The organism is Tahibacter soli, assembly GCF_025717065.2.
GTDB classification, from domain to species: Bacteria; Pseudomonadota; Gammaproteobacteria; order Xanthomonadales; family Rhodanobacteraceae; genus Tahibacter; species Tahibacter soli.
Genome location: NZ_JAOVZO020000023.1, coordinates 172,144 through 197,964 on the forward strand (window position 1 = coordinate 172,144; position 25,821 = coordinate 197,964).

Sequence of the window (25,821 nt, forward strand, 5' to 3'; positions counted from 1 at the left end):
GCGATCGAAAGAACGAAGACCGATCTTGGTATCGGTATCTTGATATCGATACCAATCCGGTGCAGACTCGCCCCGCAATCGATGCCGACCGGTCGAACGCCCGCACACGACGGGCCGCCGAGCGGCATCGCGGGAGAGGGGATACGCATGGCGGACGCAGCCGTCGACGCGCAATCGCGCGCCGTCGATCCATGGCGACTGACGCAGCGCGCGCTCGACGCGGCACACGCCGCGCGCGACGAAAGCCTGTTCGCGCTCGCGAACGGCACGCTCGGCGTCCGCGGCGGATTCGAAGAATCGCCGAGCGCGACGCAGGGCAGTTTTCTCGCCGGCGCGTGGGAGCGCAGCCCGATCCACTATCACGAAAAGTTCGCCGGCTTCGCCCGCGCGACCGATACGCGCGTGCCGGTCGCGGACGGCACGTCGATCCGCGTACGGCTCGGCGACGAGGCGTTCGATACGGCAACCGGCATCGTGCTCGCGTTCGAACGCGCGCTCGATCTCGCGCGCGGCCGGCTGGAACGCGTCGTGCGCTGGCGTTCGCCGCGCGGCGCGACGGTCGAGCTGCGCGCGCTGCGCGTCGTGCCGATCGATGCCGATGCGCTGTTGTGCATTCGTCTCGAATTGCACTCGGTCGACTACGCGGGGCCGGTGACGTTCGACTCGGCGCTGTCGGGCGAACGCGAAGCGCCGCCGCAGGGCGACGATCCGCGCATCGGCGCGGGCGCCGACGCGGGTTTCGCGTTCGCGGTGCTGGCGAACGACGAAGCCCGCGCGCGGGTCGCGCAGCACGCGCACCGCAGCGGCATCGCGGTGGTCGCCGAACAGCGCCACGTGCCGGGCCACGGCGTCGCGTTCGAACGCGCCTACGCCGGCGCCGCGAGCGCGCATCAGGTCTACGCCGGCACGCTCGCCCCGGGCGCGAGCCTCGTCATCGAGAAGTTCGTCGCCTACGCATGCAGCGCGTTCGAACGGCCCGAACCGGTCGACGCGCTCGCGACGCGCGCGCTGGCGACGCTGGCCGCGGCCGGTTCGTTCGACGCGCAGGCGAGCGCGCAGGAAGCCGCGTTCGCGGCGTTCTGGCGCGACGCCGACATCGCGATCGACGGCGACGCCGCGAGCGAGCAGGCGCTGCGCTTCAATCTGTTTCACGTGTTCCAGTCGGCCGGCCGCCACGGCCGCGGCAGCATCGCGGCGAAGGGCCTCACCGGCGAGGGCTACGAAGGCCACGTGTTCTGGGACGCCGAAACGTTCGTGCTGCCGGCGCTCGCGTTCACCGCGCCGCATCTCGCGCGCAGCCTGCTCGAATTCCGCCACGCGACGCTCGCCGGCGCGCGGGCGCATGCGCGCGAGATGAACCATGCGCGCGGCGCGCTGTATCCGTGGCGCACGATCGGCGGCGACGAATGCTCGGCGCACTACCCGAGCGGGTCGGCGCAGTACCACATCAACGCCGCGATCGCGTACGCGATCCGGCTGTATCTCGACGCGACCGACGACACGGCGTTTCTCGCCGATGCCGGCGCCGAGATCTTGTTCGAAACCGCGCGCATCTGGCTCGACGTCGGCCATTTCAATCCGCGTCGCGGCGGTGCGTTCTGCATTCACGAAGTGACCGGGCCCGACGAGTACTCGGCGCTCGCCGACAACAACTGGTACACGAATCTCATGGCGCGCGAACACCTGCGCCACGCCGCGAGCGTCGCGTGCCTCCTGGCCGAGGAACGGCCCGACGTCTACGCCGGACTCGCCGCGCGCATCGCGCTCGATGCCGACGAACCGGCGCAATGGCGCCGCGCCGCCGAGGCGATGTACCTGCCGTACGACGAGCGTCTCGCGATTCACGCGCAGGACGACGGGTTTCTCGACAAGCCGCGCTGGCCGGCGTCGGCGACGCAGCGACCGCTGCTCCTGCACCACCATCCGATGACGATTTTCCGGCATCAGGTGTGCAAGCAGGCCGACGTGCTGCTCGGCCTCGTACTGGCCGGCGACGGCGTCGACCGCGCAACGAAGCGGCGCGACTTCGACTACTACGAGGGCGTCACCGTCCACGATTCCACCTTGTCGGCGTCGACGTTCGCGATCGTCGCGGCGCAAGTCGGCCATGCGGACAAGGCGTGGCGCTATTTCAACGATACGCTGCGCGTGGATCTGGACGACCTGCACGGCAACGCGAGCCACGGCGCGCACATGGCCGCGATGGCCGGCAGCTGGCTCGCGCTCGCGTGGGGTTACGCGGGCCTGCGTGTCGTCGGCGGAAGCCTTGCGTTCGAGCCGGCGCTGCCCGACGCCTGGCGCGGCTACCGCGTCGGCCTCGTCTGGAAAGGCCGGCGCATCGGCGTCGACGTCGCGCGCGACGCGGTGCGCTATCGCCTCGTCGACGGCGAACCGCTCGCGTTCTCGCACATGGGCGCGAGCCGCACGCTGCGCGTCGGCGCCGACGTCGAAGCGGGGCGCTTTCCGCAGCCGTTCAAGGCGCTGGTGTTCGATCTCGACGGCGTGATCGCCGACACCGCCGTGCTGCATCACGCGGCATGGAAGCGGCTGGCCGGCGAGATCGGCCTGTCGTTCGACGAGACGATCGGCGAACGCCTGAAGGGCGTCGATCGCATGGGCTCGCTCGAGATCGTGCTCGGCGACGCGAGCGCGCGCTACACGCACGACGAGAAGCACGCGCTCGCCGAACGCAAGAACGGCTACTACGTCGCGGCGATCGCGCAGCTCGGTCCCGAAAACCTGCTGCCGGGCGCGCGCGAAGCGCTGGTCGCGGCGCGCGCGGCGGGCCTGAAAATCGCGCTCGCGTCGGCGAGCCGCAGCGCCGGCGCGCTGGTCGAACGCTTCGGGCTGGCCGATTTCTTCGACCACGTCGTCGACGCCGCGTCCATCGCGCGGCCGAAGCCCGATCCGGAAATCTTTCTCGCGGCGGCACGCGCGCTCGGCGTCGCGCCGGGCGACTGCCTCGGCATCGAAGACGCCGTGGCCGGCGTCGACGCGATTCGCGCGGCCGGCATGCGCGCGCTCGGCGTCGGCGACGGCGCGGTGCTCGCGCACGCCGATGCCGTGATCGGCGGTCTGACCGAATTCGACGTCGCGCGGTTTGTCGCGATGTCTGGAAGCTGAGCGCCATGGATGCGCATCACCACGTTCAATAAAATTACACAAAGAGCGTTTCGGGAGGGTAGTTCCATGCAACTCGACGGCATCACCCGTCTGGCGTTGAGCGTCGCGATCGCCGCGGCTCTCGCGTCCGGCGCCGCGTTCGCGCAGGACAACACGGGCAAGAACACGCAGGACCCGGCCAACTCGCTGGAGGAGGTCGTCGTCACCGGCTCGGCGAGCGCCGGCGGCGTCAAGAAGATCGACGCGAGCTATTCGATCACGACCGCGTCGCAGCAGCAGATCCTCGACGCCGCGCCGTCGAGCACGGCGGATCTCCTGAAGATCGTGCCCGGCGTCTGGGCCGAGGCGTCGGGCGGCTCCACCGGCGCGAACATCTACGTGCGCGGCTTTCCGGGCACCGGCGACGCGCCGTACGTGACGATGGAACTCGACGGCTCGCCGCTGTATCCGTCGGCCACGTTGTCGTTTCTGGAAAATTCCACGCTGTTTCGCATCGACGACACGGTGCAGCGCGTGGAAGTGCTGCGCGGCGGCCCGAGCCCCATCTTCTCGAACGGCCAGCCCGGCATCACGGTGAACTTCATCCAGAAGACCGGCATGGAGACGCCCGAAGGCGAGGGCAGCGGCAGGCTCACGGCCGGCACCGACAGCTTCTATCGCGTCGACGGCCACTACGGCGGCCAGGTCGGCGAAAACTGGTATCTCTCCGTCGGCGGCTTCTATCGCCGCGGCGACGGCGTGCACGACACGCAGTATCCGGCGAACGACGGCGGGCAGGTGTCGTTGAACCTGACCCGCGCGTTCGACGGCGGCACGTTCAGCCTGTACGGCCGCCGGCTCGACGACCGCAACGCCTTCTTCACCGCGATGCCGCTGGTCGCCAAAGGCGGCGACGAGGTCGGACGCTTTCCGGGCTTCGACGCCGGCAGCGACACGCTGTACGGCAACGACCTGCGGCACCTGAACTTCCAGGTGTCGCCGGGCGCGACGCCGGGCACGATCAGCCGCGACGTCGCCGACGGCCGCGGCACCGACATCAGCCTGTTCGGCTCGACGCTCGACCTGCGCCGCGACGGCTGGAGTTTTTCCAATCGTGCACAATTCGTCAACGGCGACACGCCGACCGTCGCGCTGTTCACGGGCACGAACCCGACCAGCCTCGGCGCGTACATCAATAGCGCCGTGGCGAGCGCGAACGGCAACGCCGCGATCGTCGGCGCGGGCGGCCAGGCGACCGGCGGCACCGCGACGTACGCGAACGGCGGCCAGGCGATCACCGACCTCGACCGCCAGGTGATCGAAGCGGGCATGTGGGTCGTCGACAAGCACATCCGCTCGTTCACCGACGAGGCGCGCTTCGGCGTGGAACTGTTCCCCGGCAACACGCTGACGGTCGGCACGTACTTCGCGTCGTACTCCGCCGAAGATCACTGGTACCTCGGCAACAATATGCTGATGACGGTGGAGAACAACGCGCGGCTGATCGACGTGGCGCTCGACAACGGCGCGATCGTGTCGCAGCGCGGCTTCTCGGGCGCGCCGTTCTTCGCGCTCAACGCCGACTGGGACGGCCGCAACACCGCGGCGTTCGTGTCCGACGAATGGGAAACGGGCGCGTGGCGCTTCGACGCCGGCGTGCGCTTCGAGCGCAAGACCGTCGACGGCACGATCGAGAACGCGTCGAACCGCGATCTCGACAACAATCCGCTGACCGTGTTCAACAACAACGCGTCGGTCGCGAACGGCACGTATCGCTACGTCGACTACGAAGACGACGACGTGTCGTGGACCGCCGGCGCGAACTACACGATCAACGACCACGCGAGCATGTTCGCGCGCGTCAATTCCGGCGTGCTGTTTCCGTCGTTCGACGACCTGCGCGACGGCAATACGCAGACGCAGACGGTCGACCAGTACGAACTCGGCTTCAAGGCCGAGGACCGGCTCTACAGCCTGTACCTGACGGCGTTCGCGAACCGCTTCGACGGCGTGCCTTACCAGCAGTTCGACCAGAACGGCAACAACATCGTCTCGATCGGCGGCGCGAAGGCGCACGGCATCGAGTTCGAGGCGGCGCTGCGGCCGGTCGACAATCTCGAACTCGCCGTCACCGGCAACTGGACCGACGCCGAGTACAAGGACTACGGGCAGTACACCGGCAACCGCGTGCAGCGCCAGCCGAAGTTCCAGTATCGCTTCACGCCGCGCTATACGATTCCGACCGGCTGGGGCGACGTGAAGCTGTTCGGCACGTATACGCACGTCGGCGACCGCGTCGGCGACCTCGCCAACGCGCAGCCGCTGCCGTCGTACTACACGATCGACGTCGGCGCGGAGGCGAACGTCGGCGAACACTGGAACTTCCGGTTCACGGGCACGAACATCACGAACCAGATCGGGCTGACCGAGGGCAACGCGCGCATCCAGGGATCGAGCGTCACCGGCAACGTATTCCTCGGACGTGCGATTTTTGCGCGGTCGTATATGTTTTCGGCGGCGTATTATTTCTAGTCGCGGTTTGCTGGTCTTTGCCTTTGCTCGTCTTTCTCCGCTCGTCATACCCGCGTAAGCTGGTATCCAGCCGTTGATTTTGATGCTTTAAAAGCTGGATCCCAGCTTCCGCTGGGATGACGAGCGAAAGAGCGACGAGCAAGAAGCGAAAGCAGAAAGCAAAATCACCAAGGCACCCCATGCACCGCCTCTCGATCACGCTCGCCCTGATCCTGACCTACATGGTCTTCGCCGTGCTGCTCAACAGCGTCGGCACCGTGATCCTCCAGTCGATCGCGACGTTCGGCGTCACCAAGCAGGGCGCGAGCGTGCTCGAAGCCTGCAAGGATCTGCCGATCGCCGTCGTGTCGTTTCTCACCGCGGCGTACCTGCCGCGCTTCGGCTATCGCCGCGCGATGATGGTCGGCCTCGCGATCGTCGGCGTCGCGTGCCTGGCGATGCCGCTGCTCGACAGCTTCGCGATGACGCGCGTGCTGTTCATCGCGATCGGCGTGTCGTTCGCGCTCGTGAAGGTCGGCGTGTATTCGTCGATCGGCCTCGTCACCGCCGACCGCCGCGCGCACGCGAGCCTCACCAACACGATCGAAGGCCTGTTCATGGTCGGCGTGCTCGGCGGCTACTGGCTGTTCGGCGCGTTCATCGACCACGACAACCCGGCCGATGCCGCGTGGATCGACGTCTACTACGTGCTCGCCGCGATCTGCGCGGCGGCGCTCGCGCTGCTGGCCGCAAGTCCGCTCGACGAGTCTGCCGCGCGCGACGAGAGCGGCGCCGCGCCGTCGTTTCTGGACATGGTCGCGTTGTTGAAAAAGCCGCTCGCCTACGTATTCCTGCTGTCGGCGTTCATGTACGTGCTGATCGAGCAGAGCCTCGGCACGTGGCTGCCGACGTTCAACCGCGAAATCCTGCAGCTGCCCGCCGCGATGAGCGTGCAGATCGCGAGCATCTACGCCGGTTCGCTCGCGCTCGGCCGGCTCGGCGCCGGCGTCGTGCTGCGGCGGTTGTCGTGGTATCCGCTGCTGAACCTGTGCGTCGTCGGCATGGGCGTGCTGGTGATCCTGACCCTGCCGCTCGCGGCGAACGTCGCGCACGACCCGGACGTCACCTGGTTCAACGCGCCGCTCGCCGCGTACGTGCTGCCGATGATCGGCCTGCTGATGGCGCCGATCTATCCCGTGCTGAACTCGGTGATGCTGAGCGCGCTGCCGCCGTCGCGGCACGCGGCGATGACCGGCCTGATCGTGATCTTCTCGGCGCTCGGCGGCACGACCGGTTCGCTGCTCACCGGCTTCGTATTCGCGCATGTCGGCGGCCAGCGCGCGTTCTACGTGTCGCTGCTGCCGATGGTCGCTATCCTCGTCGCGCTCGCGCTGTTCCGGCGCGAGACGGAGCGTGCCGCGCCGCTGGCCGTCTGAACGCTTGACGGCGCCGCGCCGGTTGTCGCTACATGCGGCTTCGACCCCGACGCCGGAGACCCGCATGAGCGCACCCGCGATCGCCGTATTCGGCGCCGGCAGCATCGGCTGCTACGTCGGCGGCCGGCTGGCCGCCAGCGGTGCGTCGGTGCGCTTCGTCGGGCGCGAGCGCATCGTGCGCGAGATCGGCGAACACGGCCTGCGCACCAGCGACTATCTCGGCTACGACGCGACGCTGACGCATGCCGCGTTCGGCACCGACCCCGACGCGGTGCGGAGCGCCGACCTCGTGCTCGTCACGGTCAAGTCCGCCGCCACGGCCGAGGCGGCGCGCGAACTCGCCGCGCGGCTCACACCCGGTGCGCTCGTCGTGAGCTTCCAGAACGGCCTCGACAACGCCGCGACGCTCGCGGCGGCATTGCCGGCGCAGCGGGTGCTGACCGGCATGGTGCCGTTCAACGTGCTGCATCGCGCGCCGGGCTGGTTTCACCAGGGCACGCAAGGGCAGCTCGACGTGCAGCGCGACGCCGCGCTCGCGCCGTTCCGCGACGCGTTCGCGCACGCCGGGCTCGCGCTCGTCGAGCACGACGACATGCGCGCGGTGCAGTGGTCGAAGCTGCTCTTGAATCTCAACAATTCGATCAACGCGCTGTCGGGGATTCCGCTCAAGCGGCAGCTCGCGCAGCGCGGCTACCGGCGCTGCCTCGTCGCGGCGCAGCGCGAGGCGTTGGCGTTGCTCGACGCCGCCGGCATCGCGCCCGCGACGATCACGGCGCTGCCGCCGCGCGCGATCGCGCGCGTGCTCGCGCTGCCGGACCTTTTGTTCCGTCTCGTCGCGCGGCGCATGCTCGCGATCGACCCCGTCGCGCGCTCGTCGATGTGGGAAGACCTCGAAGCGGGCCGGCCTACCGAGGTCGACTGGCTCAACGGCGAAGTAGTCCGGCTCGCGCAGCGGCTGGGCCGGCAGGCGCCGGTCAACGCGCGGCTGCAGAAGCTCGTGCACGACGCGGAACAGGGCGGACCGCGCGCGTGGACGGCTCAGGGTTTGTGGAACACGATAAAAGGCAGCATCGCGCCGCAGCGATGACGCTACGGCGCCGAACCGGTCGCCGCGCCGTTCGTCTTCCATGACGCCTCGATCATGCCGACGAGCGCCGGCGGAATCGGCGTGTAGCCGAGCGCGTCGGCCGCGTGGTCGCCGCGCAGCAGCGCCCAGCGCAGAAAGTCGAGGCTCGCGCGCCGGCCTTTGGGCAGCACGACCCATGTCGTCGCGGCGATCGGCCAGGTGTCGTCGCCGGGAATGCCGACGAGCAGCAGGTTGAAGTTGCGCGCGGTTCCCCACTGCGCGGATTCGACCGCGTTGCGGATCGTCGTCTGCGTCGGCGAGATCGCGCGGTTCGCGCTCGTGTAAAGGCCGACGATCTGCATTTCGTGCTGCAGCGCGTAGCCGTATTCGACGTAGCCGATCGAATTGGGCGTCGCCGTGACGAGCTGACCGAGGCCGGTGTTGCCTTCGGCGGCGAGGCCGACCGGCCACTTGACGGTCTTGCCGGTGCCGAGCGTTTCGCGCCAGCCGTCGCTCGTCTTCGACAGGTACGCGGTGAAGTTGTAGGTGATGCCCGAGCTGTCGCCGCGGTGCACGACGACGATCGGCTCGTCCGGCAGCGCGAACGCGTGGTTGAGCGCCTTGATGCGCGCGTCGTTCCAGCGCGTGATCTTGCCGGCGAACACCTGGGCGAGCGTTTCGCCGTCGAGGCGCACGCGCTTGCCGCGCGCCTGCGGGATGTTCGTCACCGGTACGATGCCGCCCGCGACGATCGGAAACTGCATGAAGCCGCCGGCGGCGAGTTCTTCGTCCTTGAGCGGCGCGTCGGTCGCGGCGAAATCGACCGAGCCGGCCTTCAGGCGCTCGATGCCGGCGCCCGAGCCGACGCCGTCGTAGGCGACGTCGACGCCGCTCTGCAGCGACCACGTCTTGGCCCATTGTTCGAGCACGGGCTGCACGAAGGTCGAACCGGCGCCGCGCAGCGACTGGGCGAGGGCGGCGGGCGCGGGGCCGGTCGCGGCGAGAACGGCGACGAGCGTCGCGGCGATGCGGCGGAAGATGCTGTCCATGTCGGCTCCGACTCCGAAGGCGCGCACGCTGCCCGGGTTGTGTTGCAGGCCGATGACGGATGCCGCGCCCGGCGTGCAACGGACAGGAACTGCGACGCGGACCGCGGTTTCGATCGATCCGGCAGCTGTGCGACCATGCGGCGCATCGTTCTCCACGGTGCGACCGATGCGCCGATCGACCTGGCTGTTGATCCTCGGCTACGGCGCGCTCGCCGCCGCGCTGCTCGTGTGCCTGCGCCTGCTGGCGTTCGCGCCGTTCGTGCTCGACTGGGGCCGCGAGCTGACGGCCGCCGCGATCGCGATCGTCGCGCTCGTGATAGGCCTGCGCCTGGCCGAGCGCCGCGCGTCGGCGCCGTCCTCGAACGACACGGCGCCCGAAACGCCGCCGGCGATCGCCGACGCCGGACCGCTGAGCGCGCGGCAGCGGCAGATCCTCGCGCTGCTCGCCGCCGGCCGCACGAACAAGGAGATCGCGCGCGAGCTCGTCGTCTCCGAGAACACGATCAAGACGCACCTCGCCAACCTGTACGCGAAACTCGGCGTCGGACGCCGCACCGAAGCGCTCGCCGAGGCGCGGCGGCAGGGCCTTTTCGGGTGAGTCACCCGTTTTTCATCCTTTCGGGCGATGGGCCGCGGGGCGCGCGAAACCTAGCATCGGCGACGTCTCCATAGCGAAGGGAGTTACCGCGATGAACGTTCTTCTGCGTTACGGCGCGATCGCCGGCGGTGTGTTGACCTTGCTGATGTTCGCGCCGTATTTCCTGTTCGGCGCCAGGCCCGAATGGATGCAGATCGCCGAGATCGTCGGCTACGCCAGCATGGTGCTGTGCCTGTCGGCCACGTATTTCGCGATGCGGCACGAGCGGGCGCGGTCGCCGGCGCGGCCGGGCTGGAGCCGCGTGTTCGGCATCGGTGTGGGCGTATCGGCGGTCGCCGCAGCGATTTTCGCGGTGGCGACGTATGCGTTCTACAGCCTCGTCGGCGATGCGCTGCCGCAGGCGCTGTACGATTTCTACGTGCACAAGATCCGCACCAGCGGTGCGCCGGCCGCGTCGGTCGCCGCGCAGCTGACCGAACTCGAAGGCATGAAATCGCTGTTCTACGACAAGCCGCTGCAGGCGGCGGTGATGTTCGCGACGGTGTTCGTCATCGGCGTCGTCGAAAGCGCGCTCGGGGCGTGGGTGGTGCGGCGGTAGGCGCAAGGCCCGCCCGGCTTGCGCCGGGCGAGCCCGCGATCGGGCTACAGCGCCTTCCCGCCGAACTTGTGCGTGTACTGAATGTAGAACTGCCGGCCGACCGCGTCGAACCACGAGATGTCGTAGTACGGGTAGGCGGTCGCCGTCGCGTCGCGCGGCGGCATCTTGTCGAACAGGTTCGTCACCGCGAACGACAGCTGCGAGTACTCGTTGAAGCGGTACTGCACTGACGCGTTGTAGCGGTACGTCGCGCCGATCCACGGACTGCCGCCGTCTTCCGGATCGTATACCTGGCTGTACGAATCGGAATTGGGCAGGCGGCCGAGCCGCTCGCCGTGCAGCGTCGCGGTCCAGCGGTTGCGTTCCCAGCTCACGCTGGCGCTCGCCTTCGTGCGCGGGATGTCGAAGCCGCTGTTGACCGCGAACTGGTCTTCGACGACGTCGCCCGCGTACTGCTGGCTCTCGTGCTTGCGCACCCAGGTGTAGTTGCCGGTGAAGCGGAACAGGCCGATCGCGGTTTCCCAGCGGTAGTGCGTCGAGAAATCGACGCCGCTCGTGCGCTCGCGCGCGATGTTGATCGGATTGACGTAGACGCCGTACAGGTTGCCGTCGGCCGTGCGGCGCACGCGCGCGAACGCGTCGACGCACGTCGGCGAGTTCGGATCGACCGGCGTGCCGTCGAGGCGGCGGCCGAGGCGGCAGCTCGCCTCGTCCTGCAGCACGCCGTCGATGCGCAGGTCCTGCACCTGGTTCTTGAGGTCGATGTCGAAGTAGTCGATCGAGAAATCGAGCTGCGGCAGCGGCGACCACACGAAGCCGACGGTGTGCGCGCGGCTCGTTTCCGGCTGCAGGCGGCGGTTGCCCTTGCGCGTGACGATCACGCCCTCGTCGCCGTACGAGCAGTCGGCGATGTCGACGTCGGGTTCCTCGGTGCGGCAGCGGTAGTAGTCGACGCCGGACGATTCGAGATTGCCTTCGCCGGAGAACACGTAGTGCAGGTCCGGCGCGCGAAACGCCGTGCCGTACGAGCCGCGTACGAGCAGCGATTCCACCGGCCGCCATTCCAGGCCCGTGCTGTAGGTGAGCTTGTCGATCGAGTTGCCGTCGTAGCGGTACTGGTCGTAGCGCGCCGCGGCGCTGACGTTGAGCGTGTCGTGCAGCGGCAGGCGCAGCTCGCCGGCGGCGGCCCAGCGGTCGCGGCTGCCCGAACCGTCGGAGTCGCGCCAGCTGTAGTAGTAGTACTGCGTCGCGAGCGGATCGGGCTTGAGGTCGTACGCCTGGTCGCCGAGTTCCAGCGTCGCGGCGAAACCGGCGTCGCCGGCCGGCAGCGAGAACAGCTCGGTGTTCGTCAGCGTGACGCTCAGCGCGTCGGTGCGCGACTTCGGGTGATACGTCGTGCGCGCGGCGATCGAATCGTATTCGGCGCGCGTGAGCGGGCGGTACAGGCGATCCGGGTCGGCGTTGAAGATCGGAAAGCCGTCCTCATCGACACCGAGCTGCGGGCCGAGAAACAGGTTGTTCGCCTTCTCCGCGACGATCTGAGGCCAGCTGATCACCGACTGGTACTGCGAATGCGACAGCGCCGCTTCCCACGACCAGGCCGCGCCGAACTGTCCTTGCAGACCCGTGGTCACGCTGAAGGTGCGCTGGCGGTTTCTGATCATGCCGTTGTCGAGGCCGCCCATCTCCTCGGGCGAAAACTGGCGCTGCCAGTATTCGACGTCGTCGGTCGCCTGATTGTAGAAATAGCCTTCTTCGTTGCCGTCCGGCGCCATGTAGCTCCACTGCGTCACGTCGCGGAACATCGCGAGCTTGTGGTAGCCGGCCTGGATGTCGGCGAACCACTTCATGCCGCTGTCGAACTCGTAGCTCAGCGACGCGTAGCTGTTGATGCCCTTGCGCTCGCTGATCATCGTGCCGTAGCCGATCGAGGAGTCGCTGCCGCAGTAGTAGCCGTCCTCGCCGTCGATGCCCCAGCCCGGACGCGACGCGCGGTACGTCGAATTGCCGTTGAGGCTCGCGAGGTTCGTGCACGCCGCGTCGCCCGGATCGAGGTATTCGTCGTACCAGTTCGTGCGCAGGAACGCGCGGCGCGCCACGCGCGTGCGCGCGGTCGGCGCGTCCTGCGTTGAATCCTGCACCTCGCGCTCATAGGCCCACAGCGGGCGCTGCGACAAAACCTCGGCGCCGAACACCGCGTTGAACTTGTCGGTCGAAAAACCCGACGACAGGCTGAAGTGATACGACTCGCCGCCGCCGCGGTCGGTGTCGCCGTAGCGGAAGTCGAGCGTCGTGCCGTCGGCCTTGTCCTTCAGGATGAAGTTGACGACGCCCGAGATCGCGTCCGATCCGTAGATCGCCGACGCGCTGCCGGTCAGGATCTCGATGCGCTCGACCATGCCGAGTGGAATATTGGAGATGTCCGTAAAGTTGCTGCGGCCCTTGAACGGCATCGGAAAGTCGGCGATGCGGCGGCCGTTGACGAGCACCAGCGTGTGGTTGGGGCCGAGGCCGCGCAGGTCGACCTGCTGCGCGCCGGGCGAGAAGTCGGCGCCGCTCGCGGACTGCTGGCTCTGCGTTTCGCCGCCGTTCTGCGTCATCGCGCGCAGCACGTCGGGCACCGTGGTGAAGCCGTTCGCCTTGATCTCCTGCGCGGTGATCACGGTGACCGGCGCCGGGCCTTCGATCTGCGCGCGCGGAATGCGCGAGCCGGTCACCTGCACGCTTTCGAGTTCCACGGTCGGCCGCAGCGAATCTTCCGCGCCGCCGTCGTCGCCCGAGGCGGCGGGGCGGTTCGGTCGTGCCGGCGCGGCGGCGGCTTCCTTGACGATGACCATCGCGCCCGAGGCGTCGCGGCGCGCGACGTAGCCGCTGCCGCGCAACAGGCGATCGAGCGCGTCGCCGGCCGTCATCGTGCCTTGCACGCCGCCGGTCGTGATGCCCTTGAGCTGATCGGCCGGATACACGAACTGCGCGCCGGACTGGCGCGCGAGCGTGTCGAGCGCGCCGACGAGATCGCCGGCCGGAATGTCGATCGTTTCGGATGCCGCGCCCTGCGCGTGCGCGGCGAGCGCCGCGCTGCAGGCCAAGGTCAACATCAATACACGCATGCCACGCCGCATTCGATTCCCCCTCGTCGTGCGCCCCGCGGCGCCATCGAGTGTTCATGACGAACGAATGCGCGGAATCCCGCCTGTCGCTGGCGCGAACGTGTTACCGGCTCGTGACGACGATGCGTTCGGCTTCGCGCGTTGCCTTCACCGGCAACGCCTGCTCGACGAGATTGACGAACACGTCGGCGTTCGACCAGCGGAAACTGCCGCCGACGCGCTGCGTGCCCGCTGCGGAATCGGCGATGACGATCGGCTTGACGTTGTAGCGGTTGAACTCCGCCGCGGCGAGGGCGAGCGGCGTGTCGCGGAACACGAGATAGCCGCGGCGCCAGTCGACGAACTGCTCGGCGTCTTCGATCGAGCCTGCGCGCACCATCACGCCGTTGCGGTTGGCCGTGGCGACGCTGCCGGCCGGCAGCAGCGTGACCGGCTGGCTGTTGCCGTCGACCGGCTGCGATTCGAGCCGCACGGTGCCTTCGGTGACGACGACGCGCACTTCGTCGCCGTCGCGGCGCACCGAAAAGCGCGTGCCGACGGCGACGATGCGCTGGCGGCCCGCTTCGACCGCGAACGGCCGCGAGGCGTCTTTGGCAACGTCGAAATAGGCTTCGCCGCGGCGCAGCGCGATGTGGCGCTCGCGCCGCGACAGCGCGACGTCGATCGCCGTGTCGCTCGAGAGCGTCGCGTCGGAGCCGTCGGCGAGTTCGAGCGTCTTCAACGTGCCGACCGTCGTGCGATACGACTCGGGTTTCACCGCGTCGTAGCGCTGCCAGCCGACGACGCCTGCGAGTGCGAGAACGGCTGCTGCGGCGAACGCACCGAACGCCCGCGCGCGACGCTGCCGTGCGCGGTACTCGCCTGCGCGGCGTTCGGCGCGACCGGGTGCTGCGAGCGACTGCGCGTCGACCGGCCGCTCGAACGGCCCGCGCGACCAGCGACCGCGTTCGGGCAGCGTGCCGGGCGCAAGGCCCGCGGCCAGCACCTTGAGGCGATCGGCCTGCGCCCACGCCGATGCCAGACGCAGGTACGCGACGCGGTGCGCCGTATCGACGTCGAGCCACGCGGCGAACGCGGCCTCGTCGGCGGTCGAAAGGCCGCCGGCGTCTCGCCGCGCGAGCCACGCGGCGGCGTCGTGTTCAATCCGGGTCGTTCCGTCCATGTCCTCTTCCTGCCTCCATCGTCGCCGCGGCCTTGGCCGTCGCGCGCGCGCCGCCCGGCGCCGCTTCGTCGTGATAGTAGTCGGCGAGCAGCCGCATGCCCTTGGCGATCTGCTTCTCGACGGCCTTCTCGGTGATGCCCAGGCGCGCCGCGACTTCTTTCTGCGGCAACTCCTCGACGCGCCGCAGCCAGACGATCTGGCGGCAGCGGTCGGGCAGGCGGTCGAACGCGTCGGCGAGTCGCCTGACGATCTGCCGCGCGCCGAACCGCCGTTCCGGCGACACCTCGTCTATCAAGACGTTCGACGCGTCGAAATCACCCGCAGGCTCGATCGACACGATGCGCCCGCGGCGCAGCCGGTCGGTCATGAGGTGCCGCGCGGTCGCGAACAGGAACGACTTGGGCTGCAGCGGCCGCGACTTGCCGGCGGCCTCGTAGACGCGCACGTAGATCTCCTGGCGCAGGTCGGAAACCTCGTCGGCATGCGGCCAGGCGTGGCGCAGGAACTGCACCAGCGCGGCTTCGTGCGCGAGGATTTCGGTGACGAACCAGGCGTCGAGGGCGGTCTCCATGCGCGGACAATAGCCGAATGCGCGGCGAATGAAAGATCCCGCGCACGAGACTTGCGACACGTAGGGATCGCGGCGCCTCGCTCGTCTTGAGTTTTCGTTGCCCGCCGGCGCGCTCGTCGGCCCGATCCACGGAAGGATCTCTCCGAGCGTCGACTGCCCGGTCGACGCTCGGTGCGGGCGAGGGCGATCGTCTTCTCCTTTCGAGCCAAACGCCGGGGACCTCCATGCGCCTGCTGCATCTCGTACTCGTCTCACTGCTGGGAATCGCCGCGCTGCCGGCCGCGGCCGAACCGCGCGACGGCTGGCGCTACTACGAGATCGGCGACGTCGCCGCGAAGGCGCCGCAGAAAACGCAGGCCGGCCTGATGCTCGTCGGCGGCGGCGAATGGCCGTACGACGCGTTCCGCTGGATGATCGAGCGCGCGGGCCACGGCCGTATCGTGATCCTGCGCGCGTCCGATTCGATGGAGAACCAGGCCGAGTTCTTCAACAACCTGGGCGGCGTCACCGGCGCGCAGACGATCGTGTTCGAAGACCGCAAGGCCGCGAGCGATCCCAAGGTGCTCGACATCGTGCGCAAGGCCGACGGCATCTTCCTCGCCGGCGGCGACCAGTCGAACTACGTGCGCTACTGGAAAGGCACGCCGCTCAACAAGCTGCTCGACGAACACGTCAAGGCCGGCAAGCCGATCGGCGGCACGAGCGCGGGCCTTGCGATTCTCGGCGCGTATTCGTACGGCGCGATGGACGGCGGCAGCCTCGTCTCCGAAGACGCATTGAAAGATCCGACCGGATCGCAACTGACGCTGGTCGACGATTTTCTGCACATGCCGCACCTGTCGCGCGTGATCACCGACAGCCACTTCGGCAAGCGCGACCGCCAGGGGCGCCTGATCGCGTTTCTCGCGAAACTCGCGCACGACACGGGCCGCAGCGATCTCGTCGGCATCGGCATCGACGAATACACGGCGCTGTGCATCGACGCGGCCGGCGTCGGCACCGTGTTCAGCGGCAGCGGCGGCCACGCGTGGGTGTTCCGCCCGCAGCGCGGCGCCGACGTGTACGAGCCCGGCAAGCCGCTGACGTTCCGCGCGGTGCCGGTGGTCGGCGTCGGCACCGACAGCGTGCTGCACCTCGACGACTTCCGCGTCGAACGACCGGCGTTTCATGCTGTGTACGACGCGACCGACGGTACGCTCGTACGGCGCGAGCGCGGCGTGCTGGCGCCCGATCCGAAGAAGACCGTGCTCGTGATCCACGGCGGCGCCGGCGTCGAACGCGCGACGATGACGCCGGACGAAGAAAAAGCCGCGCGCGCCGCGCTCGAAGCGGCCCTGCGCGCGGGCCACGCGCAGCTCGCGGCCGGCAAGCCGGCGCTCGACGCGGTGACGTCGGCGATCGCGGTGCTCGAAGACGATCCGTCGTTCAACGCGGGGCGCGGCGCGGTGTTCACGCACGACGGCAAGAACTCGCTCGACGCGGCCGTGATGGACGGCGCGAGCCTGCGCGCCGGCGCGGTGGCCGGCGTCGAACGTGTGAAGAACCCGATCGCGCTCGCGCGGGCCGTGATGGAAAAATCGAAGCACGTGATGATGGTCGGCCCCGGTGCCGAGACGTTCGCGAAAGAGCAGGGCGTGACGCTCGTCGATCCGAAATATTTCTACACCGAAAAGCGCTGGCAGCAGCTGCAGAAAGCGCTCAGGGAAGCCGCGAACGGGCAGGCGCATGCCGATATCGAGACGGCGAAGCACTTCGGCACCGTGGGCGCCGTGGCGCTCGACGCCAACGGCAAGCTCGCGGCCGGCACGTCGACCGGCGGCATGACGAACAAGCGCTACGGCCGCGTCGGCGATTCGCCGATCGTCGGCGCCGGCACGTATGCGAACGCGCAGTGCGCGGTGTCGGGCACGGGGTGGGGCGAATTCTACATCCGCGCGGTTGCGGCCTACGATATTTGTACACGCGTACAGCTCGGCGGCCTGTCGATCAAGGACGCGGCCGACGCGGTGATCAACCGCGAGATCCCGAAGGCCGGCGGCGACGGCGGCGCGATCGCGCTGGCGTCCGACGGCAGCTTCGCGCTGCCGTTCAACACCGAGGGCATGTACCGCGGCTGGATCGGCGCCGACGGCGTGCCGCATGTGGCGGTGTACAAGGAAGACAAGCTGCCGGAACCCGCGGTCGAGGAATAGTCGTGCACGCCGCGTTCCGCGATACTCGCCTCGAGCGAGCGGCGGAGCGGCGATGGAATTCAACTGGATCGAGGATTTTCTGAGCGTCGCGGAAACCGGCAGCTTCACGCGCTCGGCGCATGCGCGGCATCTGACGCAGCCGGCGCTGTCGCGGCGTATCCGCGCGCTCGAACACTGGCTCGGCGCCGACCTGATCGACCGCGGCAGCTATCCCACGCGTTTGACGCCGGCCGGGGAACTCTTTCGGGTCGAAGCGGCGGCGATTCTCGAGCGCGTGAACGCGGCGCGCGCGCTCGTGCGCCGGCACGCCGCCGCGGCGCGGCAGGCCATTCGCTTCGCGCTGCCGCATACGCTGTCGCTGAGCTTTTTCCCGCACTGGCTGACGAAGGTGCATGCGCGCTACGGCGTATTCGCCAGCCGCGTCGTCGCCGGCAACGTGCACGACGCGGTGCTGAACTTCGTCGAGGGCAACAGCGATCTGCTGCTGTGCTACTACCATCCGGCGCAGCCGATCGAACTCGACGCGAAGCGCTATCCGTTCCTGCGCCTGGGCATCGAAACCATGCGTCCGTACGCGCGCCGCGACCGCGCGCGCAAACCGCAGTTCACGCTGCCCGGCACGGCGAGCGCGCCGGTGCCGTTTCTGAACTTCAGCCCCGAGGCGTATCTGCGCCGCGTGGTCGATCGCATCCTCGAAGCGTCGCCGGTACGCCTGCACCTGTCGCCGCAGCACGAAACGGCGATGGCCGAGGGTTTGAAGAACCTCGTGCTCGAAGGCCACGGCATCGCGTTCCTGCCGCAGAGCACCGTCGCCGGCGACGTGCGCAAGGGGCGTCTCGCGGCCATCGGCGACGCGAGCCTCGCCGCCGAACTCGACATCCGCGTGTACAAGGACAGCCGGCGCGAGCACGCGGGCGTGCAGCGGCTGTGGGCGTTTCTCGAGGGCGAGGCATAGCAACTATGCCGGCCGCGCATCGCGCGATGTGCGATCGGTATTGGCGTTGCGCGCCTCGCGTCCCTAGATTGCGCGCCGACGCCACCACCGAAGATGCCGATGTCCACCCGCCGCGAACACGATCTCCTGGGCGACCGCGAGGTTCCCGCCGATGTCTACTGGGGCGTGCACACGTTGCGCGCCGTCGAGAATTTTCCGATCAGCGGCGTGCCGATCGGCGCGAACGCCGATCTCGTCGTCGCGCTCGCGACGATCAAGCAGGCCGCGGCCGAGGCGAACCGGTCGCTCGGTCTGCTCGACGCACGGCGCGCCGGCGCGATCGTGCGCGCCTGCGTCGAAATCCGCACGGGACAATGGCACGACCAGTTCGTCGTCGACGCGATCCAGGGCGGCGCCGGCACGTCGACGAACATGAATGCGAATGAGGTGATCGCGAACCGCGCGCTGGAACTGATCGGCCGCGCGCGCGGCGAGTACACCGCGCTGCATCCGAACGAACACGTCAACCTCGGCCAGAGCACGAACGACGTGTATCCGACCGCGGTGAAGCTCGCCGCATGGGCCGGCGCGCGGCGGCTCGCGGCGTCGCTCGCCGCGCTGCGCGTCGCGTTCGCGGCGAAGGCGGTCGAATTCGCCGACGTGCTCAAGATCGGCCGCACGCAGCTGCAGGACGCCGTGCCGATGACGCTCGGCCAGGAGTTCGGCGCGTACGCGACGACGCTCGCCGAGGACGAGGCACGGCTCGCCGAAGCCGTTGCGTTCCTGCGCGAAACCAACCTCGGCGCGACCGCGATCGGCACGGGCATCACGGCGCATCCGGCGTATGCCGAAGCCGTGCGTGCAAGACTCTCCACGCTCGTCGGCGTCGAATTCGTCACGGCGCCCGACCTCATCGAAGCGACGCAGGACTGCGGCGTGTTCGTGCTCGTGTCCGGCGTGCTCAAGCGCATCGCGGTGAAGCTGTCGAAGATCTGCAACGATCTTCGACTGCTGTCGTCGGGGCCGCGCGCGGGCTTCAACGAGATCAACCTGCCGGTGCGGCAGGCGGGTTCGTCGATCATGCCGGGCAAGGTCAATCCGGTGATTCCCGAAGTCGTCAACCAGATCGCGTTCGAGGTGATCGGCAACGACCTGACGATCACGCTCGCGGCCGAAGCGGGGCAGTTGCAGCTCAACGCGTTCGAGCCGATCGTCGCGCACAGCCTGCACAAGAGCATCGAGCACCTGCGCCGCGGCATCGACACGCTGACGACGCGCTGCGTCGCAGGCATCACCGCGAACCGCGAGCGGCTGGCCGACCAGGTGCGGCGGTCGGTCGGCATCGTCACGGCGCTCAATCCCTACCTGGGCTATGCGCGCGCGACGGAGCTGGCAGCCGAAGTGCTCGCGAGCGGGAGCGACGTGCGCGAGGTGGTGGCGCGGCACGGACTGCTGTCGCCGGAGCTGCTCGACCGCGTGCTGGCGCCGGAGGCGTTGACGCGACCGGTGCCGGTGGCGTAGACGTTCTTCTTCCGCTCGCTATTCTTTATTGCTCGTCATCTTTCGTTCGTCATTCCAGCGAAAGCTGGAATCCAGCTTTTGACTTTCGCGCTTGCTGTGGCTCGTCATTCCGGCCTGCGCCGGAATGACGAGCAGAGGCAAAAGCCGGACCCCGGCTTTGCAGGGATGACGAGCTTTGGAAGACAACACCATACCGCCTGTCCATGCCCGACCAGACCGAACATCACGTCCCCCGCATCGCCCTCATCGCCACCGGCGGCACCGTCGCCGGCGCCGCCGACTCATCGACGCAGCAACTCGGCTACCGTGCCGGCGCGCTCGACGTCGATGCGCTCGTCGCCTCCGTGCCCGGCCTCGATCGCCTCGCGGCGATCGAAACGCAGCAGCCGTTTGCGCTCGACAGTGCCGCGCTCGAGTTGTCGCACTGGCAAACGCTGGCGGAGCGCGTCAACGCCGCACTCGCGCGCGACGACATCGACGGCGCCGTCGTGCTGCACGGCACCGATACGTTGGAGGAAACCGCGTTTTTTCTGCACCTCGCGGTCGACAGCGACAAGCCCGTCGTGCTCACCGGCGCGATGCGGCCTGCCACGTCGTTCGGTGCCGACGGTCCGATGAACATCTACCATGCCGTCGCCGCGGCGGCGCATCCGGCGTGTCGCGGCCTCGGCACGCTCGTCGTATTCGGCGACGTGCTGCTGGCCGCGCGCGGCCTGCAGAAACGCGACAGCGTGCCCGGCGCGTTCAGCGCCGACCAGTACGGCCGCCTGGGTCTCGTGAAAGATCGCGACGTGTTCGTCTACCAGCGCCCGACGCGCGCGCGCGGCGGCTTCGCAGTGCCGCAGCGACTGCCGCGCGTGCACGTGCTGACGGCGTTTCTCGACATGCCCGCGAGCCTGATCGACGCGGCGACCGCCGATGCCGACGGCCTCGTCTTCGCCGGCGTCGGCAACGGCAACCTGCGCGGCGACTGGCTCGCCGCGCTCTCGGCCGCCGCCGCGCGCGGCGTCGCCGTCGTGCGGGCGAGCCGTGTCTCGAACGGCACCACGGTACGCAACGGCGAGATCGACGACGACGCGCACGGCTTCGTCAGCGCCGACAACCTCACGCCGCTGCAGGCGCGCGTGCTGACGATGCTTGCGCTCGCGCGTGGCGCGTCGACGCGCGAGTTGCAGCTGCTGTTCGACAGCTACTGACGCGGCACGCCGTCGCTATGCCGTCGCGTCGCGGCGAGCGACGATCGCGCCCGCGACACAGAGTACGAACGCGGCGATGGCAAGCCACGATCCATAGGTCGCCTGGCCCCAGACCATCGGCGCGCCAGTCATGTTGGCCGCGGTGAACGCGGCGCTGGCGACGGCGGCGGCGACGAACTGCCGCCGGCGGATCAGTGCGATGGTTACGACGGCGAGCACGCCGGAGCCGATCCAGAGCGCGTGCCCGAGCGCGCCGGCTGCGTAGAAGTGGCGGAACGCCGGATAGTCCGGCAGGAATCGCAGCCACAGGTCCAGGCCGGTGACGAACGGACCGATCGCGAGGAACGCGAGCAGCGCGAGCGCGATTCTTGACGTCGTCGGCAGCTCGGCTCTCGCCGGGGTACCGGTTTGCGTCTGCGGCATCGAGATTCCTCAAGGTTGCGATGCGCGAGCGTAGCACTCGTGCCGCCCTACTCGAACCCGTCGCGCAGCAGCAGATCCGCGCCGCTCACGACCGCGTTGCCGCGCCGCGGCTCGCCGCCCATCGCGACGAAGAAGCCGCCGGCGAAGATGCCGAGCGGCGACGGCGCGATCGTCTGCACGTAGCCTTGCGGCAGCGGCGCCCACGACTGCACGGCGTTCGTCGTGCGCGTGAGATCGAGCGCCGCGAGATAGCGCGCGCCGACGCCGCCGATCGATTCGAACGCGCCGCCGACGTACAGCGTCGAGCCGGCGAGCGACAGCTCGTTCGCGCCGTAGAAACCGACCGGCACATCAAGCGGCAGCACCTGTCCGTTGCGGTCGATCGCCGCGAAGCGCTGGCGCGGCTGCCCGCCCATCGTCAGGAACGCGCCGAGCGCGTAGAGGTTGCCGCGATACGTCGCGAGCGCATAGACGCCGCTGTCGGCCGTCGGATTCCACGCGGTCACCGCGCCGGTGACGCGATCGGCCGCGCCGAGGCCGTAACGCGGCGACGTGCCGAGCGAAATGAAATCGCCGCCGAGATACACGGTGTCGCCGACCGGCAGGATCGTGCGCACCTCGCGGTTCGGCCGCGGGTTCCAGTCGATGCGCGCGCCGGTCGCGGGATTCAACGCGGCCACGAAACCCTGTGCGGTGCCGCCGACGGAAAGAAAGTTGCCGCCGGCATAGACGCGGTCGCCGGCGTAGACGAGCGTGTTCGCGCCGACGTCGAGCTGCGGATCGAAGGCCGTCAGCGCGCCGGTGGTGAGGTCGAACGCCGCCGCGCCGCTGCGCGCGACGTTCTGCGCGCGTTGGAACGTGCCGCCGACGTAGAGCGTGGTCGGCGACAGCGTGAGCCCGAGCACCGCGCCGCTGACGCCGGGGCGCCACGCGTCGTCGAGCGTGCCGTCGGCGTTGAGCCGCACGAGGCCTTCGTGCGCCGATCCGTTCGCGCGCTGGAACATGCCGCCGATCACGAGGCGGCCGTTGACGTCGACGCCGCTCGCGTAGACCACCGGGCCACTCGGCGGTCCGCCGACGTAGTCGGGCAGGGCGCGCGCCTGCGCCGTCGCGGGATCGATCGCCGCGACGCCGAGATGCGGTGCGTTGCCGACGCGCGTGTAGTAGCCGCCCGCGTACACCGCGCCGTTCGCGACGGCGAGCGACAGCACTTCGTTGAAATTGCCGGGTTCTCCATAAATATCCGGATTCCACGAGGTGGCGGCGCCGGTCGTCTTGTCGATTGCCGCGACGCGCGAGCGGGCCGCGCCGCCGGTCGATGTGAAGTTGCCGCCGAGATAGACCGCGTTGCCGCTGACGGCGATCGCGCTGACCGTCGTGTTGACGCCGGGGTTCCACGCGGTCGCGAGGCCGGTCGATGCGCTGAGCGCCGCGACGCCGACGCGCTGCACGCCGCCGATGCCGAAGAACAGGCCGCCGGCGTAGACCGTCGAACCGTCGACGGCGAGCGCGTAGACGTCGCGGTTCGCGTCGGGTTTCCACGCGGTCACAACGCCTGTAGTCGCATCGATCGCCGCGATCGCGTCGCGCGGCTGACCGCCGGCCGCGCTGAATCGGCCGCCGAGATAGACGACGCCGTTGCCGGTCGCGAGCGCGAACACGTCGCCGTTCGGCGCCGGGTTCCACGACGTCGCCGTGCCGCTGCCGAGCGAGATCGCCGCAAGCCGTGCGCGCGCCGCGCCGCCGAGGTTCGCGAACGCGCCGCCGGCGTACAGCACGCCGCTGCCGGTCGCGAGCGCGTTCACCTCGCCGTCGGGCGACGGGTTCCACGACGTCGCGGCGCCGGTCGCCGCGTCGATCGCCGCGAGATTGCGCCGCGCGCTGCCCGCCACCGTGTCGAACACGCCGCCGATGTAGACGGTGCCGCCGATCACCGCGAGCGCGTTGACGCTGTCGCCGTCGACGTTCGGATTCCACGCGTCGAGCGAGCCGTCGGCGTTGAACCGCGCGAGGTTGTTGCGCGCGACGCCGTTGACGGTCTTGAACACGCCGCCGATGACGATGCGGCCGTCGGCTTGCGCGGCGATCGTTCGGACCATGCCGCTGGTCTCGAAGGCGATGTTCGGCTGCGGCCGGACGGCCTGTCCGCGCGCGGCGAATGCGAGTGCGAGAAACACGAGCGCGAGCACGACGGCGTGGCGCGCGCTCGTCGTGCGTCGCGGCGGCGGTGCGAGGTGGCGGATCACTGGCGGTTCCCCCGGTCGGTGCGATCACCGTCAGGGCGCAGGAACGCGGCGCGGTGTCGCATCGGTGCCGAACGCGCGTCTTGCCGCCTGTCGACGCCGGTCTTACAGTGCCGCGTTTGCCGTTCGCGAGCCCGCAATGCCGACCACGCCGCTGTCCCCGATCCGCGCCGCCGTGCGCGAACGCGTCGCCGCCTGGCGCGACGCGTTCGCGAGCGCGCAGCCGTTCCGCTACGTCGTGATCGACGATTTCCTGGAGCCCGACTACGCGCAGCGCCTGCTCGACGCGTTCCCGCCGTTCGAGCGCGGCAACTTCGTCGGCGACGATGGCACCGAGGGCAACAAGTCGACGCTCGCGCGGATTCGCTCGCTCGGCCCCGCGTACGCCGAACTCGACGAGATGATCCAGACGCGAGAGTTCCTCGCGTGGCTCGGCGAAGCGACCGGCATCGACGATCTGCTGTACGACCCGTACTACCTCGGCGGCGGCACGCACGAAAACCGCGACGGGCAAGGGCTGCAGACGCACATCGACTTCAACATCCATCCGAGCGAACAGTGGCACCGCCGCCTCAACCTCATCGTGTACCTCAACCGCGAATGGGACGAAGGCTGGGGCGGCAATCTCGATCTCTACCGCGATCCGTACAGCGACACGCAGCCGGCCGCGCGCATCGCGCCGGCGTTCAACCGCTGCGTGGTGTTCGAGACGACGGAACGCAGCTGGCACGGGTTCGATCCGATCGCGCTGCCGGCAGAGCGACGCGATCTGTCGCGACGTTCGGTCGCGTTGTACTTCTATACGAAGGAACGCCCGGCTGAGGAGATCGCCGGCAAGCACAGCACGCACTACGTCGATCCGCAGCTGCCGGATCGCTTCGTCGAAGGCCACACGCTGACGGCGGCCGACGCGGCGCTGCTGCGCACGTTGATCGCGCAGCGCGACGGGCAGTTGAAGCGGCTGTATGCCGAGAATGCGAGTCTGCTGCAGGCGCAGGAGCGGGGGTTCAGCGGGAAGTTGCTGTATCTCTTGAAGCGGGCTTATGTGCGGTATCGGCGGTGATTGATTTTGATCGTTGTCGCTTGTCTGCGTCGTCCCAATGCCTGGCGTTGAACGAAGCGTTTCGCTCGCTGCCACCCGCCTCTTGGCTCGTCGCCCCAGCGGACGCTGGGGTCCAGCCTTTTCTTTTCGCTTTGTAGTTTTTTGCCTGGCTTTGGACAGGGCGTTTCGCTCGCTGCCGGTCCACCTCCGGGCTCGTCACCCCAGCGAACGCTGGGGTCCAGCCTTTTCTTGTCGCTTTGTAGCTTTAGCTCGGCTTTGAACAAAGCGTTTCGCTCGCTGCCGGTCCACCTCCGGGCTCGTCACCCCAGCGAACGCTGGGGTCCAGCCTTTTCTTGTCGCTTTGTAGCTTTAGCTCGGCTTTGAACAAAGCGTTTCGCTCGCTGCCGGTCCACCTCCGGGCTCGTCACCCCAGCGAACGCTGGGGTCCAGCCTTTTCCTGTCGCTTTGTAGCTTTAGCTCGGCTTTGAACAAAGCGTTTCGCTCGCTGCCGCGAGCGAGCAGGGAGAGATTGCTTGCCCAATCCCTCCCTGCACCCTCCAAGGGCACCCCGACGGCCGCGGTCTGCGGGCATCCATGCCCTCCGACTCCGCGAGCTTGCTCCGGGGTTCGTTGATGGGCCATCCATGGCCCGTCAACGAACTGCGCGCATCCCTGCGCGCACCCGCTGCGCGGGCTTTTCCTCCGCAATCTCGCCGCGACCGACGGGGCCCCGGGTAGAGCGGGCGGCTTCCTGCCGCCAGAAGCAACTGCAACGGCAACGGCAACGGCAACTGCAATTGCAACCGCAACGGCCAAAGCGCGGCATTTCTACAAAGCCGTCATACCGGCCTTCGCCGGTATGACGAGCAAAAGAAGGAAGCCGAAGCTCGCAACGTCGAGCGCAATACAAAGCTCGCTGCGCTCGTCTCGACCTGGCACCGTGCTCGGCACGTCAAGAACTGCACAAGTTCGATAGAACCGAATCCTCAACGGCCTCCCGCGCGGTGCTCTCCGAAAGGTCGCCCACCGCCGCGCTACTCGCAGCGCGTGCGGTTCGCAGCCGGCCG

Annotated in this window: 17 protein-coding genes and 1 pseudogene; 12 read left to right on the forward strand and 6 right to left on the reverse strand. The window is 68.9% G+C overall.

Going from position 1 to position 25,821, the window contains the following annotated elements; translation table 11 throughout:
• The first annotated feature begins 147 nt into the window (after nt 1–147).
• The 4 genes from pgmB to OD750_RS26260 all read left to right on the forward strand — a co-directional run bounded on the left by pgmB (nt 148) and on the right by OD750_RS26260 (nt 8,136).
• Nucleotides 148–3,123: a beta-phosphoglucomutase gene (gene pgmB, locus OD750_RS26245; RefSeq protein WP_263542669.1), complete on the forward strand. Its 2,976-nt coding sequence runs from the start codon at nt 148–150 to the stop codon at nt 3,121–3,123.
• A 66-nt stretch (nt 3,124–3,189) separates the two neighbouring features.
• Nucleotides 3,190–5,634: a TonB-dependent receptor domain-containing protein gene (locus OD750_RS26250; RefSeq protein ID WP_263542668.1), complete on the forward strand. Its 2,445-nt coding sequence runs from the start codon at nt 3,190–3,192 to the stop codon at nt 5,632–5,634.
• Between the two features lie 179 nt (nt 5,635–5,813).
• Nucleotides 5,814–7,049 carry an MFS transporter gene (locus OD750_RS26255; RefSeq protein WP_263542667.1) on the forward strand — a complete coding sequence of 412 codons (1,236 nt, stop codon included), beginning with the start codon at nt 5,814–5,816 and terminating at the stop codon, nt 7,047–7,049.
• Nucleotides 7,050–7,113: 64 nt separating this feature from the next.
• Complete coding sequence (locus tag OD750_RS26260) at nt 7,114–8,136, forward strand: 2-dehydropantoate 2-reductase (RefSeq protein WP_263542666.1); 1,023 nt, start codon at nt 7,114–7,116, stop codon at nt 8,134–8,136.
• A gap of 2 nt (nt 8,137–8,138) precedes the next feature.
• On the opposite strand, the gene pstS is transcribed toward OD750_RS26260, so the two are convergent.
• Nucleotides 8,139–9,164, reverse strand: a complete 1,026-nt coding sequence (gene pstS / locus OD750_RS26265) for a phosphate ABC transporter substrate-binding protein PstS (protein ID WP_263542665.1) — start codon at nt 9,162–9,164, stop codon at nt 8,139–8,141.
• A gap of 166 nt (nt 9,165–9,330) precedes the next feature.
• Between pstS and OD750_RS26270 the strand changes: the two genes are divergently transcribed.
• Nucleotides 9,331–9,762, forward strand: a complete 432-nt coding sequence (locus OD750_RS26270) for a helix-turn-helix transcriptional regulator (protein WP_263542664.1) — start codon at nt 9,331–9,333, stop codon at nt 9,760–9,762.
• Between the two features lie 91 nt (nt 9,763–9,853).
• Nucleotides 9,854–10,360 carry a DUF4199 domain-containing protein gene (locus OD750_RS26275; RefSeq protein WP_263542663.1) on the forward strand — a complete coding sequence of 169 codons (507 nt, stop codon included), beginning with the start codon at nt 9,854–9,856 and terminating at the stop codon, nt 10,358–10,360.
• 44 nt (nt 10,361–10,404) lie between these two features.
• On the opposite strand, the gene OD750_RS26280 is transcribed toward OD750_RS26275, so the two are convergent.
• From OD750_RS26280 to OD750_RS26290, 3 genes are all read right to left on the reverse strand, one after another.
• Nucleotides 10,405–13,458 (reverse strand): TonB-dependent receptor, encoded by a 3,054-nt coding sequence (locus OD750_RS26280; RefSeq protein WP_263542662.1) that lies wholly within the window; start codon nt 13,456–13,458, stop codon nt 10,405–10,407.
• Between the two features lie 115 nt (nt 13,459–13,573).
• A complete protein-coding gene (locus tag OD750_RS26285; protein ID WP_263542661.1) occupies nt 13,574–14,632 on the reverse strand; it encodes a FecR family protein in 1,059 nt (352 codons plus the stop codon).
• Nucleotides 14,610–15,203 (reverse strand): RNA polymerase sigma factor, encoded by a 594-nt coding sequence (locus tag OD750_RS26290; RefSeq protein WP_263542660.1) that lies wholly within the window; start codon nt 15,201–15,203, stop codon nt 14,610–14,612. The genes OD750_RS26285 and OD750_RS26290 overlap by 23 nt, the downstream gene beginning before the upstream one ends.
• Nucleotides 15,204–15,667: 464 nt before the next feature.
• Between OD750_RS26290 and OD750_RS26295 the strand changes: the two are divergent.
• The 5 genes and pseudogenes from OD750_RS26295 to OD750_RS26315 form a co-directional block, all read left to right on the forward strand.
• Nucleotides 15,668–16,177: pseudogene (locus OD750_RS26295) on the forward strand (cyanophycinase); the annotation flags it as partial.
• 246 nt (nt 16,178–16,423) lie between these two features.
• A complete protein-coding gene (locus tag OD750_RS26300) occupies nt 16,424–17,395 on the forward strand; it encodes an isoaspartyl peptidase/L-asparaginase family protein (protein ID WP_263542680.1) in 972 nt (323 codons plus the stop codon).
• Nucleotides 17,396–17,447: 52 nt separating this feature from the next.
• Entirely contained in the window at nt 17,448–18,350 is a 903-nt protein-coding gene (locus tag OD750_RS26305; RefSeq protein WP_263542659.1) for a LysR substrate-binding domain-containing protein, read from the forward strand.
• A 99-nt stretch (nt 18,351–18,449) separates the two neighbouring features.
• Nucleotides 18,450–19,850, forward strand: coding sequence for an aspartate ammonia-lyase (locus OD750_RS26310; protein WP_263542658.1), 1,401 nt, complete (start codon nt 18,450–18,452; stop codon nt 19,848–19,850).
• Nucleotides 19,851–20,053: 203 nt separating this feature from the next.
• Nucleotides 20,054–21,046 carry an asparaginase gene (locus tag OD750_RS26315; protein WP_263542657.1) on the forward strand — a complete coding sequence of 331 codons (993 nt, stop codon included), beginning with the start codon at nt 20,054–20,056 and terminating at the stop codon, nt 21,044–21,046.
• Between the two features lie 15 nt (nt 21,047–21,061).
• Here OD750_RS26315 and OD750_RS26320 read toward each other — a convergent pair whose 3' ends face one another.
• Both OD750_RS26320 and OD750_RS26325 read right to left on the reverse strand, forming a co-directional pair.
• Nucleotides 21,062–21,469 (reverse strand): hypothetical protein, encoded by a 408-nt coding sequence (locus tag OD750_RS26320; RefSeq protein ID WP_263542656.1) that lies wholly within the window; start codon nt 21,467–21,469, stop codon nt 21,062–21,064.
• Nucleotides 21,470–21,516: 47 nt separating this feature from the next.
• Complete coding sequence (locus OD750_RS26325) at nt 21,517–23,715, reverse strand: delta-60 repeat domain-containing protein (protein ID WP_263542655.1); 2,199 nt, start codon at nt 23,713–23,715, stop codon at nt 21,517–21,519.
• 136 nt (nt 23,716–23,851) lie between these two features.
• Here OD750_RS26325 and OD750_RS26330 point away from each other — a divergent pair, with 136 nt between their 5' ends.
• Entirely contained in the window at nt 23,852–24,775 is a 924-nt protein-coding gene (locus tag OD750_RS26330) for a 2OG-Fe(II) oxygenase (RefSeq protein WP_263542654.1), read from the forward strand.
• The last annotated feature ends 1,046 nt before the right edge of the window (nt 24,776–25,821 follow it).